The organism is Klebsiella sp. CN_Kp106 (assembly GCF_040064575.1).
In the GTDB taxonomy this organism is placed as follows: Bacteria; Pseudomonadota; Gammaproteobacteria; order Enterobacterales; family Enterobacteriaceae; genus Klebsiella; species Klebsiella michiganensis.
The window spans coordinates 1-14,863 of sequence record NZ_JBEAIG010000011.1; the positions used below are offsets into that span (position 1 = coordinate 1).

Here is a 14,863-nt window from a genome sequence, read left to right on the forward strand (position 1 = left end):
GATTTTGTAGCCCGGACAGGCGCATTGCGCCGCCTCCGGGAAAGCGTCCCGATGGTATTGCTTCGCGCCTTGCGGGCGTGAGCAAACAATTTGAGTATATAATCAGCCTGATAACGATCGGTGAGAGGGACCTACACCCGATATGCGTTCAGTTTCAGTGGAGAACCCCGTTGCGCGTCAGCCGTTCACTTACAATTAAACAGATGGCGATGGTCGCGAGCGTGTCCATGGCGTTTGTACTGGTCTTCTGTTCTATTCTGCTGTTCCACTTTGTTCAGCAGAGTCGTTTTACCACGGCCACGCAGTTAGAAAGCATCGCGCGTTCCGTTCGCGAACCGCTGTCAGCGGCTATCCTGAAAGCCGATATCCCTGAGGCGGAAGCCATTCTGAGCCGTATTCAACCCGCAGGCATCGTCAGCCGGGCGGATGTTGTCCTGCCCAATCAGTTCCAGGCGCTGCGGATGCGCTTTATCCCCGAGCGCCCGGTACCGGTAACCATCACCCGTATGTTTGAACTGCCGGTACAGATTTCGCTGCCTATCTACTCCCTTGAACGGCCCGCTAACCCACAGCCGCTGGCCTATCTGGTGCTCCAGGCCGACTCATACCGCATGTATAAATTCGTCATGAGCGCGCTGGCGACGTTAGTGACCGCTTACTTGCTTCTGGTGCTGATGCTGACGGTGGCGATCACCTGGTGCATCAACCGTCTGATGGTACGACCGCTGCGTAAAATCGCCCGTGAGCTAAACGATGTCCCGCAGCACGAGCGTTTGGGCCATCAGCTCACGCTGCCGCGTCTCCATCATGACGATGAAATCGGCATGCTGGTGCGCAGCTACAACCGTAATCAGCAGACGCTGCTGCGCCTGCACGATGAACTCTCTTTGCAATCGACTCGTTTTCCGGTATCCGAGCTGCCGAACAAAGCCTTTCTAATGGCTATGCTGGAGCAAACCGTCGCGCGACCGCAGGCCTCGGCGCTGCTGATTATCGCCTGCGAAACGCTACAGGATACCGCTGGCGTACTGAAAGAGACGCAGCGTGAAATGCTGCTGCTAACCCTGGTTGAAAAGCTGCGGGCGATTATCCCGGCGCAGATGGTGCTGGCTCAGGTGAGCGGCTACGACTTCGCGATTCTGGCCCACGGTATTGACGAACCCTGGCAGGCGGTGACGTTAAGTAAGCAAGTACTCACTGTCTTAAATGAACGTTTGCCTCTGCACGGCATCCAGCTGCGCCCCTGCGCCAGCGTCGGTATCGCGATGTTTAACGGCGAAATTAACGCCGAACAGCTCTACCGGCGGGCGTTTTCCGCCGCCGTAACCGCGCGTCGTAAAGGGAAAAACCAGATTGAGTTCTTCGATCCGCAGCAGATGGAAAAAGCGCAGCGCCGCTTAATGGAAGAGCACGATATTCTGACGGCGCTTGATAACCAGCAGTTTGCCATCTGGCTGCAGCCGCAGGTGGATACCCACAGCGGCGAGGTGTGCGGTGCGGAAGTGCTGCTGCGTCAGCGTCAGGCGGACGGCAGCTGGTCGCTGCCGGGCGATCTGATTGAGCGTATCGAAGCCTGCGGGCTGATGGTGCCGGTCGGCTACTGGGTGATGGAAGAGGCCTGCCGGCAGCTTGCCGCCTGGCAAAATCAGGGGATCATGTTGCCGCTGTCGGTCAACGTGTCGTTGCTGCAGCTGCTGCATCACGATCGCGGCGAGGAGATGCTGGCGCTGCTCGCGCGCTATCGTATCGCGCCGGGCACGCTGGTACTGGAAGTCACCGAAAGCCGTCGGATAGACGACCCGCAGGCGATTATTTCGCTGCTGCGTCCGCTGCGTGAAGCGGGCGTGCGGATTGCCCTCGATGACTTTGGTATGGGCTACGCGGGCTTGCGCCAGCTGCAGCATATTAAATCGCTGCCGGTAGACATCCTGAAAATCGATAAAGTCTTTATCGATATGCTGCCCGATGACATCAGCATGGTGCCCGCGATTATCCAGCTGGCGCGGGGGCTGAATCTGCACATTGTCGCGGAGGGCGTCGAAACCGATACCCAGTATCGCTGGCTGCAGGAGGCGGGGGTCGAGACGGTGCAAGGGTATCTTTTTGGCTGCGCCATGCCGCCTGAGGCTTTTATGGCCCGTTTTTTACCCGGTGATGTTGAGGATGCAAGTTTGTAACAACATTGTTAGCTTATGCGAGTCAGTTCAAATAAATTAACAATTGCATTGCAATTTCATCACTCGTTATTTCTGAAATGTTTCATGGGTGTTATTTTTAAGCCACGGACGCAATACCCCCTCAAGGTCTGTGGTTATCTCCAAAGGACACCCTATGAAAATCTCTTTCTTTAAAAGCCTCTATGTCCAGGTTCTCTCGGCCATAGCGATCGGTATTCTGCTGGGCCATTTTTACCCGGAACTGGGTGCGCAGATGAAACCCCTCGGCGATGCCTTCGTTAAGCTGATTAAAATGATTATTGCCCCGGTTATCTTCTGTACCGTCGTGACGGGGATTGCCGGGATGGAGAGCATGAAAGCCGTCGGCCGCACCGGGGCGGTGGCGCTGCTCTACTTTGAAATCGTGAGCACAATTGCGCTGATCATCGGCCTGATCATTGTAAACGTTGTGCAGCCCGGCGCGGGAATGAACGTTGACCCGGCGACCCTCGACGCGAAGGCCGTGGCGGTTTACGCCGAACAGGCGAAAGATCAGGGCATCGTAGCGTTCCTGCTCGATATTATCCCCGGCAGCGTGATTGGCGCTTTTGCCAGCGGCAACATTCTGCAGGTGCTGATGTTTGCGGTGCTGTTTGGTTTCGCGCTGCATCGCCTCGGCAGCAAAGGCCAGCTGATTTTTAACGTTATCGAAAGCTTCTCGCAGGTGATCTTCGGCATCATCAATATGATCATGCGCCTGGCGCCGATTGGCGCGTTCGGGGCCATGGCCTTTACCATTGGGAAATACGGCGTCGGTACGCTGGTGCAGCTTGGCCAACTGATCGTCTGCTTCTACATCACCTGCATCCTGTTTGTGGTGGTGGTGCTGGGGTCGATCGCCAAAGCCACCGGCTTCAGCATCTTTAAATTTATCCGCTATATCCGCGAAGAGCTGCTGATTGTCCTGGGGACCTCTTCGTCCGAGTCGGCGCTGCCGCGTATGCTCGATAAGATGGAGAAGCTGGGCTGCCGGAAGTCGGTGGTGGGGCTGGTGATCCCGACGGGGTACTCCTTTAACCTCGATGGCACCTCAATATACCTGACGATGGCGGCGGTGTTTATCGCCCAGGCGACGAACAGCCATATGGATATTTTCCATCAGATCACCTTGCTGGTGGTGCTGCTGCTCTCCTCAAAAGGCGCGGCGGGGGTGACGGGCAGCGGGTTTATCGTCCTTGCGGCGACGATTTCCGCCGTCGGGCACCTGCCGGTTGCCGGTCTGGCGCTCATTCTTGGCATCGACCGCTTTATGTCCGAGGCGCGCGCGCTGACCAACCTGGTGGGTAACGGCGTCGCGACCATCGTTGTCGCTAAATGGGTCAAAGAGCTGGACGCGAAACAGCTGGATGATGTGCTGAACAACCGTACTCCGGTAAGCAAATCGCACGAATTATCCTCATAAATCCATCTGTTAGGCCCGTTGTCCCTTGCTGGACTACGGGCTCCTGCGCATAATTAGGGGTCACTGTCGCTTGCGCGGCGGTGACCCTTATGTTTATTTCACGTCAACATGCGACATTTTCATCTCCGTGTGGTCTAACCGACGTACTTAACTCACCATATTTTTTCGGCGGCCCTCCCGTGGGCCGCTGTTGTAACCAGGATTGTTCATCAGGGGTTCACATGCAGGGCACAAAAATTCGACTCTTAACCGGTGGTTTGCTGATGATGGCGACGGTCGGCTATGTGCAGGCAGAAGCGCTCCAGCCGGACCCGGCCTGGCAACAGGGGACACTGGCGAATGGATTTCAGTGGCAGGTTTTAGCCACCCCGCAGCGTCCCAGCGATCGTATCGAAGTTCGCCTGTCCGTGAATATTGGCTCGCTGAGCGAAAGCACTCAGCAGAGCGGCTTTAGCCACTTTATCCCGCGCCTCGCGCTGACGCAAAACGGTGGCCTCCCGACCATGCAGGCCCGTTCGCTATGGCAGCAGAGTATTGACCCGAAGCGTCCTCTGCCGCCCGCCATCGTCTCTTATGACTACAGTTTGTTTAACCTGAGCATACCGAATAACCGTAACGACCTGCTGAAAGAGGCGCTGAGCTGGCTGGCCAGCGCCAGCGGTAAAATGTCGATCTCCCCGGAAACCGTCAACCACGCGCTGCAGGGCGAAGACATGGTGGCGACCTGGCCTGCGGATACCAAAGAAGGCTGGTGGCGCTATCGGCTGAAAGGCTCCACCATGCTGGGGCACGATCCGGCGGCGCCGCTGAAGCAGCCGGTGGATATTGCTCAGCTAAAAGAGTATTACCACAAGTGGTACACCCCGGATGCCATGACCCTGATTGTGGTCGGCAACGTGGATAGCCGCAGCGTTGCGGAACAAATCAACAAAACCTTCGGCGGCCTGAAGGGCAAGCGCGAAACGCCGGTGGCGGTTCCTACGCTGTCGCCGCTGCCGACGACGCCGGTCAGCATCATGACCGATGCGGTGCGCCAGGATAAGCTGTCGCTGATGTGGGATGCGCCGTGGCAGCCGATCCGCGACTCGGTCGCGCTGCAGCGCTACTGGCGCGACGATCTTGCCCGGGAAGCGCTGTTCTGGCACGTACAGCAGAATCTGAGCAAAAGTAATATCAAGGATATCGGCCTTGGCTTTGACTGCCGCGTGCTCTACCAGCGCGCCCAGTGCGCGATCAATATCGAATCGCCGGGCGAGCGCCTGAACGCCAACTTAACGACCGTGGCGCGCGAGCTGGCGAAAGTCCGCGATCGCGGCCTGCCGCAGGAGGAGTTTGACGCCCTGATCGCGCAGAAAAACCTCGAACTGCAGAAGCTGTTTGCCACCTATGCGCGCACCGATACGTACATCCTGATTAGCCAGCGGATGCGTTCGTTGCAAAATCAGGTGGTGGATATCGCGCCCGAGCAGTATCAGAAACTGCGCCAGGAGTTTCTCAATTCGCTGACGGTCGACATGCTGAATCAGTACCTGCGTCAGCAGCTGTCGCAGGATATGGCGCTGGTGCTGCAGCAGCCGCAGGGTGAGCCGGAATACAACATGAAGGAACTGCAGGCGACGTGGGAAAAGCTGATGGCGCCCGCGCCAGCGGCCGCAGCGGCGTCGAGCGCCGCCGGTGATGTTGCGGAAGGGCGTAACGAAGCGACGGATATCCCGCCCGCACAGTAAAGCAAAACCGGATAGCGTGGCTATCCGGTGAGGTTTATGGCTAATCTGTTTTACGTATTGCTGGGTTGGCCCGGTGATTTTCCCGGAGGCGGCGCTGGCGCGCCTTGTCCGGTCTAATGCCAGCGCCAGACAGTAGCCCGGCTACGCGCAGCGCAAGCCGGGATTCTCGCAGGCGGGCGTAACGCAATCGAAAATTACTGCGGCATCGCCTCGCGCGGGATAATCGCGCCGCGATACTGGATCACCGTGCTGGCGGTCAGGTGTCCGCGTTTTGCCGCAGATTCGGCGTCGCCGCCGGTCAGGCGTACGGCCAGGTAGCCGGCGCTGAACGAATCGCCCGCCGCCGTGGTATCAACCACTTTCTCTTTCGGCAGCTTAACGGCCGGGACTTCCCGCAGCGGCTGGCCGGCAATCGCCACCAGGCAGGAGTCTGCGCCGCGCTTAACCACCACTTCTTCAACGCCGGCGGCGTGGGTGCGGGCAATCACTTCCGCAACCGGCTTCTCGCCCCACAGCGCGTCTTCGTCATCGAGGGTCAGGAACGCGATGTCGGTGCAGGCCAGCATCTGCTGATAAACCCGCTGCGTCTCCTCTTTGCTGCTCCACAGGCGCGGACGATAGTTATTATCAAAGATAACCTTGCCGCCGTTTGCCCGGCATTCCCGCAGCAGGGTCAGCAGCTTCTCGCGGCTGGTCGGGCTGAGGATCGCCAGGCTGATCCCGCTAAGATACAGATAATCAAAGGTCGCCAGCTCTTCGCAGATGGCCGCAGACTGCTCGCTCTCCAGCCAGAACTTCGCCGCGGCTTCGTTGCGCCAGTAGTAAAAGGTGCGCTCGCCGGTATCGTCGGTTTCGATGTAGTAGAGGCCCGGTAAACGGTCGGCCATGCGCTGAATCAGGTCAGTCTGAACGTTCTCGCGCTGCCAGGATTCGAGCATCTGCTGGCTGAAGGTGTCCGTGCCCAGGGCGGTAACGTAGTGCACGCCCAGCGCGCTGGCGTCGGTCTGGCGAGCGATGTAGACGGAAGTGTTTAAGGTGTCGCCGCCAAAGCCGCGATTAACCGCTGCGCCTTTCTCTGACAGCTCAATCATGCATTCGCCAATGACGGCAATTTTCTTCGACATAGTGATGACCTGAAATTAAATCAATATTAACCCTAGTGTGCGCTGGGGCGCTTTGATGGTCAATGATATTAAAACAACGTTCCATTATTTTTTTGACCTGACGCGGATTATGTGACGAAAACCTCATTCGGCGGAGCAAATGGCGTTTCTCAACTATATTCAGGAGTGACGAGACGCAAAAGGAGTGCAGAAGGGATGAGCAGAACCCGAAAAACCGTGGCTATTATCCTGGGAACGATTGTCGTACTGATCGTTCTGTTTTTTATCGTGCTGGCGACCTTTGACTGGAACCGCCTGAAGCCGACGATCAACCAGAAAGTCTCTGCCGAGCTGAACCGCCCGTTCGCGATTCGCGGCGATCTGGGCGTCGTCTGGGAACGCCAGCCCGGCGAGAGCGGCTGGCGAAGCTGGATCCCCTGGCCGCACGTTCATGCCGAAGATATCGTCCTTGGCAACCCCCCTGATATCCCGCAGGTCACAATGGTCCACCTGCCGCGCGTTGAGGCGACTCTCGCCCCGCTGGCGCTGCTCAGCAAAACGGTCTATCTGCCGTGGATTAAGCTTGAACAGCCCGACGCGCGGCTGATCCGACTATCGGAGAAGACCAACAACTGGACTTTCGACCTGGCTTCGGCGGGGTCGTCGGAGAAAGATGCGGCGCCTTCCAGCTGGTCTTTCCGCCTCGACAATATTCTTTTCGATCGCGGCAAGATTGCCGTTGATGACAAAGTGTCGCGCGCTGACGTGACGATCGTGGTTGATCCGCTCGGTAAGCCGCTGGCGTTCAGTGAAGTGACCGGCGAGAAGGGGAAAGGGCAGCCGCAGAAAGTAGGCGATTACGTCTTCGGCCTGCAGGCGAAAGGGAGCTACAACGGACAGCCGCTCTCCGGTAGCGGCAAAATCGGCGGCATGCTGGCGCTGCGCAGCGAAGGGACACCGTTCCCCCTGCAGGGGGATTTTCGTTCCGGCAATACCCGGGTCGCGTTTACCGGCACGGTCAGCGATCCGCTTAACCTCGGCGGCGTCGATCTGCGGCTGAAGTTTTCCGGGGACTCGCTGGGCGATCTCTATGACCTGACCGGCGTGCTGCTGCCGGATACGCCGGCCTTTTCGACCGACGGGCATCTGCGGGCCACCTTCAAGGAGAAAAACGGTTCACGCTTCGTCTATCAGGATTTTAATGGCCGCATCGGCGAGAGCGATATCCACGGATCGCTGACCTACAGCACCGGTAAACCCCGGCCTAAGCTGGAGGGCGACCTTGAGTCCAGACAGCTAAGGCTGGCGGATCTGGGGCCGCTGATTGGCGTCGACTCCGGCGGTAAAGGCAGCCAGACCGAACGGCGCAAAGGCGAGGCCTCCCCGCAGCCGGCCGGAAAAGTGTTGCCGTATGACCGCTTTGAAACCGATAAGTGGCAGGTGATGGATGCCGATGTGCGCTTTAAAGGACGCCGTATTGAGCACGGCGGCACGCTCCCCATCAGCGACCTCTCCACCCACGTGATCCTCGAACGGGGCGACCTGCGCCTGCAGCCGCTGCGTCTGGGGCTGGCCAACGGCACGATTGCCGGCAGCATTCATCTTGAAGGGGATAAAAAACCGCTGCAGGGGACGGCGAACCTGCAGGCGCGCCGCCTGAAGCTGAAAGCGCTGATGCCAAACGTGGAGATGATGCAGAAAACCCTCGGCGAAATGAACGGCGATGTACAGCTTCGCGGTACCGGCAACTCCGTCGCCGCGCTGCTGGGCAACAGTAACGGTAACCTGAAGCTGCTGATGAACGACGGTTTAATTAGCCGCAACCTGATGGAGATCCTCGGTCTGAACGTCGGTAACTTTATCATCGGGCAGATCTTTGGCGATGATGAGGTGCGGGTGAACTGCGCGGCGGCCAATATCGACGTGGTCAACGGCGTCGCCCGGCCGCAGGTGTTTGCCTTTGATACGGAAAACGCGTTGATCAACGTCACCGGTACCGCCAGCTTTGCCTCAGAGCAGCTGGACCTCACTATCGATCCGGAGAGTAAGGGCTTTCGCATTATCACCCTGCGTTCACCGCTCTACGTGCGCGGCACCTTTAAGTCGCCGAATGCGGGCGTGAAGGCGGGGCCGCTGATTGCCCGCGGCGCGGTAGCGGCAGCGCTGGCGACCCTGGTGACGCCGGCCGCCGCGCTGCTGGCGCTGATCTCACCCGCCGAAGGCGAGGCGAACCAGTGTCGGGCAATCCTGTCGCAGATGAAAAAATAGTCGGCACGGAGACGCCCCTCGCCGGATGGCCAGGGGCGTGGAGGGAGAGTTACAGCGATTGATGACGCGTTTCGTGAGTCAGCAGCAGCGCGATCATCGTCAGCGCCGCCATGGCGGCCAGATAGAGCCCTACCGCAGGCAGACCGTAGTTGCCCTGCAGCCAGGCGGCGATATACGGCGCCACGGACGCCCCGAGGATCGACGAGACGTTATAGGAGAACGATGCGCCGGTATAGCGAACTTCCGTCGGGAACAGCTCCGGCAGCAGCGCGCCCATGGGGCCAAAGGTCAGCCCCATCAGGCTCAGGCCAATCAGCAGGAAGGCAAAGACCAGCAGCGGGTTGCCGGAGCCGAGCAGCGGTTTAAAGGCAAACAGCGCGAAGAGGATGATCAGGGTCGTAATCACGACCATGCTCTTACGACGGCCGAATGCATCCGCCAGCAGGCCCGCCACCGGTACCATCACGCCAAAACCGATAACCGCCATCATCAGCATCCACAGCACTTCGTTACGCGGCAAGCCGAGGCCAATCGGCGCGGCGGCGGTGCTGAAGGTCATGGAGTAGACGGTCATGATGTAAAACAGCGTATAGGTCGCCAGCATGATAAAGGTGCCGAGAACGGTGACGCGCACGTGTTTGGTCAGCAGCGTGCCCAGCGGGATTTTGACCTGTTTTTTCGCGGCGGCTACCTTAGCGAACACCGGCGACTCGTGCAGCGAAACGCGGACGTACAGGCCGATAATGACCAGCACGGCGGAGAAGATAAACGGCATACGCCAGCCCCATTCCATAAACTGCTGGTCGGTCAGCAGCCAGGAGAGCAGCAGGAAGGTGCCGTTCGCGAAGAAGAAGCCGATAGGCGCGCCCAGCTGTGGGAATGAGCCATACAGCGCGCGCTTGCGCGGCGGGGCGTTTTCCGTCGCCAGCAGCGCCGCGCCGCCCCATTCGCCGCCAAGGCCGAGCCCTTGACCAAAGCGCGCCAGCGCCAGCAGCACCGGTGCCATAATGCCTATGGTTTCATAGCCGGGCAGCAGGCCGATAACCACGGTGGAGATCCCCATCGTCAGCAGCGAGGCGACGAGGGTCGCTTTACGGCCTACGCGGTCGCCGAAGTGGCCAAAGACCGCTGAACCGATAGGGCGCGCAATAAAGGCGATAGCGAAGGTCGCCAGCGATTGTAGCGTCGCGGCGGCGGGGTCGCCCTGCGGGAAGAAAATGTGCGGGAATACGATAACCGCCGCGGTGGCATAGATGTAGAAGTCGAAGAACTCGATGGCGGTACCAATGAGTGAGGCGACGACGACTTTATTGCGTGAGTTAACCGGAACGGTGTCTTGCGCGTTGTCGAGTGTTGTGGCTGTGGCTTGCATAGATCTTTCTTATTTTTTGCGAACGAAAGGCCATATAGCCACAGCCTTGGGGACATTTCAATCTGTAACAAGGGGCGGGGGAGGCGAAAAAAGAAGCAAAAAGTGAATAATTTCTGTGCCAGAAAAATAACTTCTATGAAATGCTTCACAAAATTCAAATAATGGTCGATAAAACCAGGTTTAGGTTAAATAAAAGTTACATGTTGGATTTATATGCTGAAATGCCAGGTTGGGCTGAATTTTGCGTCTTTTATTCAGCCCAGTGATGGTTTAGTCGTGGGCTTTGCCCGGCATCCGGCGGTCGTCTTTATATTCGGCGGTGGCAATCCATGCGGCGCAGAACAGCGTCAGGCGGGCGAAAAAATAGAAGAAGGCCATTATCCCCAACACCGAACCGAATGCCGCCCCGGATGGGGATTTCACCAGCGCCGGTAGCGTCCAGGTCATAATGATTTTGATTATCTCAAAGCCGACGGCCGCAATCAGGGTGCCGCGAATCAGCGCCTTACGGCGAGGGCGGTGGCGCGGGAGTCGCCAGAAAATCCAGAAAAACAGCAGATAGTTGGCGAAGATGGAAATCGCGAGGCCAATCAGCCGCCACGCCGGTTTCAGCCACTCGATATAATCAAGATAAAGCGCCGAGATAATCATCTGCTGGGCCGAGCCGGCGATAGAGGTGATCGACAAGGTAATGACCAGCGCAACCAGCAGGCCGATCAGCGAGATAAAGTCGCGGAAATACTTAACCCAAATTTTCTCCTGATCCTGCGGCGTGCGTTCCCAGACGTCGCGCGACTGGGCGCGGATGGCCTCACGCAGGTTGCCCATCCAGTTAATGCCGGAGTAGAGCGCCACCAGCAGACCCACGATACCGACGGCGGTACGCTGCTGTACGGCGGTATTGATGGTATTTTTCAGCGTTGCCGCCAGCGTCGGGTCGCTAACGTTAAGCAGGATTTTATCGAAGATGTCCTGTAGCAGCGTGGGATGCGAGGCGAGAACAAAACCGGCGGCCGCAAAAGAGACCATCAGGATTGGGATCATCGATAAAAACGAGAAGTAGGTGATTGCCGCGCCAAACTGATTACCCAGCCTGTCGTTGAAGCGCTCCGCGGCGCGGATGATATGGGCGACCATATGGTTACGCTGAACTTTTTCCGCCGTTCCGGTGACGCTTTTCAGCGCCTGGTTGGCTTTTTTCGCCACGGTAGAGTCGTTTATCGCAGCCATCGCGCTTTTGTTTTTATCCGGCTGCTGGCCCGGATCCTCGGTTGGGCGTTGAGCGTCGTTTTCCGGCGTCATAAATTATTTCTTCCTTTTTTACAGCGATATTCTTCAAAAATTATATACGTAAAATCACGGATGGGGCGTATCGGGGGGGAGCGGGCATCGGAATCTGCGAATCACTGAAGCGCGTTCTTGTGTTATTCCCCGGCTGCGCTGCGTTTGTATCGGCCTGGGTGAATTTTATAATGGCATGATATTGATGATTTTTTTACGCTATGTAAGGCGTCAGCCGGCACCCGGCAGGGAATATCGGCACGCTCTCAAATACAGATTTTTCATCATTCGGCCTAATCAACGTAGTTTTTCATCAAGCCGCCCAGCCACTCCATAAACAGATGTACCCGGCGCGAGAGATTACGCCGGTGCGGATAAATGAGCGACACCGGCAGCGGCTCGGCGCGGTAGTGGGGCAGAATTTCTATCAGCTCGCCGGTGCGCAGCCATTCCCGAACCCCCACCCGCGGCACCTGAATAATGCCCAGCCCCGCCAGGCACGACGCCTGATAGGTCTCGGTGCTGTTCACCGTCAAGACGCCGCCGGTTTTGATCCAGCGGACGGCGCCCTCGCTGACCACTTCGAAGCCCAGCGGGCGCACCCCGAGGCTGCTTGCGTAGTGGATCAGCGCATGATCGGCGAGATCGTCCAGCGATTGCGGATAGCCGAAGCGCGTCAGGTACTGCGGGCTGGCGCAGTTGATTTGCGTTAGCTTGCCCAGCGGCCGCGCGATGAGCCCGGAATCTTTCAGCGTACCGACGCGCACCACGCAGTCAAAGCCCTCGCGAACCACGTCGACTAACCGATCGCTGCTGCTGAGCTCCAATTCGATGCCGGGATACTGCTGCAGAAATGCCGGCAGCTGTGGAATGACCAGCTTTTTCGCTACGGCGACGGGCATATCAACCCGCAGACGCCCGCTGATGCTGGAGGGGTCGAGCTGAAACATGCCGTCCAGCTCTTCAAGATTGCTGAGCAGGTCTCTGGCGCGTTCGTAATAAACCATACCATCCTGCGTCAGCTGTACCCGGCGGGTTGTGCGATGCAGCAGACGAACCCCAAGGTGGCTCTCCAGCGCCTGAATCTGGCGCGAGACGCTTCCTTTCGGCAGGCCAAGGGTATCGGCGGCGCGGGAAAAACTTTCCAGCTCCGCGACTCTGATGAACAGCTGCATTGCGTGAATTTTATCCATGCCGGCGGCCTATTGTTGTTTTTAATGAAACAGTAAAACGTAATTTGCCATATTTATTGTTTTTATAGCAGCTAATAAGCTCTTCAACGATGCAAACGCAACCAAGAAGGGGTTTTCTGATGACGCAACGTATCGCTTTAGTCACCGGCGGTAGCCGTGGACTGGGAAAAAACGCCGCATTGAAGCTGGCGGCAAAGGGAACCGATATTATTCTGACCTGGCACAGTAACCCGCAGGCGGCGCTGGACGTAGTGGCTGAAATTGAGCAAAAAGGCGTGAAAGCCGCGGCATTACCGCTAAACGTCGGTGATGTTGGCAGTTTCGACAGTTTTGCTCAGAAGGTAAGAGAAGTGCTTCAGCAGCGCTGGCAGCGGGAGACCTTCGACTATTTATTGAACAATGCCGGAATTGGCCTGAATATTCCCTTTGCTGAAACCAGCGAGGCGCAGTTTGATGAATTAATGAACATCCAGTTTAAGGGGCCGTTTTTCCTTACCCAACGCCTGCTGCCGTTATTGCAGGACGGGGGGCGGATCCTCAACGTTTCCAGCGGACTGGCGCGTTTCGCGCTGCCGGGCTATGCGGCCTACGCCTCAATGAAAGGCGCGATGGAGGTGCTGACGCGCTACCAGGCGAAGGAGCTGGGAGAACGCGGAATTTCGGTCAATATTATTGCGCCCGGCGCGATTGAAACCGATTTTGGCGGCGGTGTGGTCAGGGATAACGCGCAGGTGAATCAGCATATTGCCGCGCAAACGGCGCTCGGAAGAGTGGGGCTGCCGGATGATATTGGCGATGCCATCGCCGCGCTGCTTAGCGATGACCTGCGCTGGATGAACGCCCAGCGCGTAGAAGTCTCCGGTGGGATGTTCTTGTAATCCCGCGCCCCTCCATAGAGTATGGAGGGGCTAACGTATTTCATGCGCTTTCTTATTTCGTAACAGACTTTCCTCATTTCGCCATCGCCTGCGTTTCCGGCTTCGTTTAAACTAGAAAATTAGTATTATTTTTATTTTTTCTTGCCCGTTTCATTAAGAATTTCCTTAATTCAAATGTAATAAATATTGTGGATAAGTAATGGGGCCAATAAGCCCTGTAACTATTCATTGTTATGATATTTAGTTTCGCATCCCTATCGGTAAAATGCCCCAGGCCAAACGGCAAGTTGTTATTTATTTTGGCTGATGTTTGTCTTTTCATCGGGCATTTATTTATTGGAGCGAAACCCATGCAGATACTCATGTTTGACAGGCAGTCGATATTTATTCATGGAATGAAAATTGGCCTCCAGCAATACATTCCAGAGATTGATATTTTTGGCACCTGTCAGGCTGAACAGCTCTGGCAGAAGCTGACGGTGCATCCTGACGCGCTGCTCATGCTGGACGGGGATATGCACGGTGAGTTTTGCTGTTGGCTGCTGGAGGAAAAACAGCGTCGTTTTCCGCACGCTCAGGTCCTGCTGATCGTTTCTGACGATAATAAGGGCTGGCTACAGCGCGCGCTGTCTTATAATGTGCGGGCCATCGTGCAGCGCGAGGAAAGTTTGCCCACTTTCGCTCAGACCATCAACCGTCTCCGGCGGGGGCTGCCCTGCTTGCCGGACGATGGATTAATAATGGCGGAGGTGAGCGATAATAAACGGGTTCATTTGAGCCAGCGCCAGCGGGAGATTTTGCAGCTGCTGGCCGCCGGTGACTCTAATAAACAGATTAGCCGGACGTTAAATATCAGCACCGGCACGGTAAAGGCCCATCTTGAGTCGCTGTACCGTCGGCTGGACGTGAAGAATCGTACCCAGGCGGCGATGGTCTTTCATCGCGTCAGCGAAACTTAATCGGCTCTGGTTTTGAATCTTGCGCACTCTTCGCGCCGCTGTTCGCGGCCGCTGCGAATATTTTCCCATGCGCTCAGCGCGTCAGCGAACCGCTGATGATTAAGATGGGTCAGGACGGTATCAAGCGCCGGAGACGCCGCCCCGCAGCTAAAGGCTAAAGAGACCAGCGCATCATATTGCGCTTGATTAAGCGTGACCCGGAGCCTGCGCTTAAGTTCGCGCTGGCACTGCAGAAGATCGACGATAAGCAGAGTCTCCGCGATCTCGCGCGTGAAGTGAGGGAACGATTCGTAATCATTGAGAACGTGGCCGTAGCCAATCACGCGCAGGCCGCTTTCGTCCCGATAGGGGGCGAGCGCTAGCCCCTGCATTCGCTTAATAAACTCCAGCCCGTGCAGGCTTAGCGGCGGTATGGTTGGGGACATTTATCGCTTCCTCTGTTGTCGGCCTGCAGTGTAGAGGAA

The 14,863-nt window shown here is 57.2% G+C and carries 11 protein-coding genes; 6 read left to right on the forward strand and 5 right to left on the reverse strand.

The genetic code is table 11. From position 1 onward, the window contains the following. Nucleotides 1-170: 170 nt before the first annotated feature. The 3 genes from hmsP (at nucleotide 171) to ABLU96_RS06725 (ending at nucleotide 5,345) form a co-directional block, all read left to right on the forward strand. The gene (gene hmsP, locus ABLU96_RS06715; RefSeq protein ID WP_025106810.1) at nucleotides 171-2,177 is read left to right on the forward strand and encodes a biofilm formation regulator HmsP; all 2,007 of its coding nucleotides are present in this window, start codon (nucleotides 171-173) and stop codon (nucleotides 2,175-2,177) included. A gap of 154 nt (nucleotides 2,178-2,331) precedes the next feature. Then, the gene (gene dctA / locus ABLU96_RS06720; protein WP_014227166.1) at nucleotides 2,332-3,618 is read left to right on the forward strand and encodes a C4-dicarboxylate transporter DctC; all 1,287 of its coding nucleotides are present in this window, start codon (nucleotides 2,332-2,334) and stop codon (nucleotides 3,616-3,618) included. Between the two features lie 221 nt (nucleotides 3,619-3,839). Further along, nucleotides 3,840-5,345: a pitrilysin family protein gene (locus ABLU96_RS06725; RefSeq protein ID WP_064406140.1), complete on the forward strand. Its 1,506-nt coding sequence runs from the start codon at nucleotides 3,840-3,842 to the stop codon at nucleotides 5,343-5,345. A 194-nt stretch (nucleotides 5,346-5,539) separates the two neighbouring features. Here the strand turns inward: ABLU96_RS06725 and ABLU96_RS06730 are convergent, their stop codons facing one another. After that, nucleotides 5,540-6,469: a sugar kinase gene (locus ABLU96_RS06730; RefSeq protein ID WP_064374778.1), complete on the reverse strand. Its 930-nt coding sequence runs from the start codon at nucleotides 6,467-6,469 to the stop codon at nucleotides 5,540-5,542. 195 nt (nucleotides 6,470-6,664) lie between these two features. Between ABLU96_RS06730 and ABLU96_RS06735 the strand changes: the two genes are divergently transcribed. Beyond that, nucleotides 6,665-8,716, forward strand: a complete 2,052-nt coding sequence (locus ABLU96_RS06735) for an AsmA family protein (RefSeq protein ID WP_046877725.1) — start codon at nucleotides 6,665-6,667, stop codon at nucleotides 8,714-8,716. Between the two features lie 49 nt (nucleotides 8,717-8,765). Here ABLU96_RS06735 and ABLU96_RS06740 read toward each other — a convergent pair whose 3' ends face one another. From ABLU96_RS06740 to ABLU96_RS06750, 3 genes are all read right to left on the reverse strand, one after another. Further along, nucleotides 8,766-10,088 (reverse strand): MFS transporter, encoded by a 1,323-nt coding sequence (locus ABLU96_RS06740; protein ID WP_004126314.1) that lies wholly within the window; start codon nucleotides 10,086-10,088, stop codon nucleotides 8,766-8,768. Nucleotides 10,089-10,358: 270 nt separating this feature from the next. Then, nucleotides 10,359-11,390, reverse strand: coding sequence for an inner membrane protein YhjD (gene yhjD, locus ABLU96_RS06745; RefSeq protein WP_004134249.1), 1,032 nt, complete (start codon nucleotides 11,388-11,390; stop codon nucleotides 10,359-10,361). Nucleotides 11,391-11,662: 272 nt separating this feature from the next. Continuing rightward, the gene (locus tag ABLU96_RS06750; protein ID WP_014227163.1) at nucleotides 11,663-12,562 is read right to left on the reverse strand and encodes a LysR family transcriptional regulator; all 900 of its coding nucleotides are present in this window, start codon (nucleotides 12,560-12,562) and stop codon (nucleotides 11,663-11,665) included. A 119-nt stretch (nucleotides 12,563-12,681) separates the two neighbouring features. Here ABLU96_RS06750 and ABLU96_RS06755 point away from each other — a divergent pair, with 119 nt between their 5' ends. Both ABLU96_RS06755 and ABLU96_RS06760 read left to right on the forward strand, forming a co-directional pair. Further along, entirely contained in the window at nucleotides 12,682-13,440 is a 759-nt protein-coding gene (locus ABLU96_RS06755; RefSeq protein ID WP_032719951.1) for an SDR family oxidoreductase, read from the forward strand. Nucleotides 13,441-13,790: 350 nt separating this feature from the next. After that, nucleotides 13,791-14,399, forward strand: coding sequence for a response regulator transcription factor (locus ABLU96_RS06760; RefSeq protein ID WP_064406136.1), 609 nt, complete (start codon nucleotides 13,791-13,793; stop codon nucleotides 14,397-14,399). Here the strand turns inward: ABLU96_RS06760 and ABLU96_RS06765 are convergent. After that, nucleotides 14,396-14,824 carry a lysozyme gene (locus tag ABLU96_RS06765; RefSeq protein WP_032751618.1) on the reverse strand — a complete coding sequence of 143 codons (429 nt, stop codon included), beginning with the start codon at nucleotides 14,822-14,824 and terminating at the stop codon, nucleotides 14,396-14,398. The genes ABLU96_RS06760 and ABLU96_RS06765 overlap by 4 nt on opposite strands. Nucleotides 14,825-14,863 lie beyond the last annotated feature (39 nt).

Bases quoted from the DNA above. Each gene is read 5' to 3' on its own strand.
- dctA (WP_014227166.1), top strand. From the start codon at position 2,332: ATGAAAATCTCTTTCTTTAAAAGCCTCTATGTCCAGGTTCTCTCGGCC.
- ABLU96_RS06725 (WP_064406140.1), top strand. From the start codon at position 3,840: ATGCAGGGCACAAAAATTCGACTCTTAACCGGTGGTTTGCTGATGATG.
- ABLU96_RS06730 (WP_064374778.1), bottom strand. From the start codon at position 6,469: ATGTCGAAGAAAATTGCCGTCATTGGCGAATGCATGATTGAGCTGTCA.
- ABLU96_RS06735 (WP_046877725.1), top strand. From the start codon at position 6,665: ATGAGCAGAACCCGAAAAACCGTGGCTATTATCCTGGGAACGATTGTC.
- ABLU96_RS06740 (WP_004126314.1), bottom strand. From the start codon at position 10,088: ATGCAAGCCACAGCCACAACACTCGACAACGCGCAAGACACCGTTCCG.
- yhjD (WP_004134249.1), bottom strand. From the start codon at position 11,390: ATGACGCCGGAAAACGACGCTCAACGCCCAACCGAGGATCCGGGCCAG.
- ABLU96_RS06750 (WP_014227163.1), bottom strand. From the start codon at position 12,562: ATGGATAAAATTCACGCAATGCAGCTGTTCATCAGAGTCGCGGAGCTG.
- ABLU96_RS06755 (WP_032719951.1), top strand. From the start codon at position 12,682: ATGACGCAACGTATCGCTTTAGTCACCGGCGGTAGCCGTGGACTGGGA.
- ABLU96_RS06760 (WP_064406136.1), top strand. From the start codon at position 13,791: ATGCAGATACTCATGTTTGACAGGCAGTCGATATTTATTCATGGAATG.
- ABLU96_RS06765 (WP_032751618.1), bottom strand. From the start codon at position 14,824: ATGTCCCCAACCATACCGCCGCTAAGCCTGCACGGGCTGGAGTTTATT.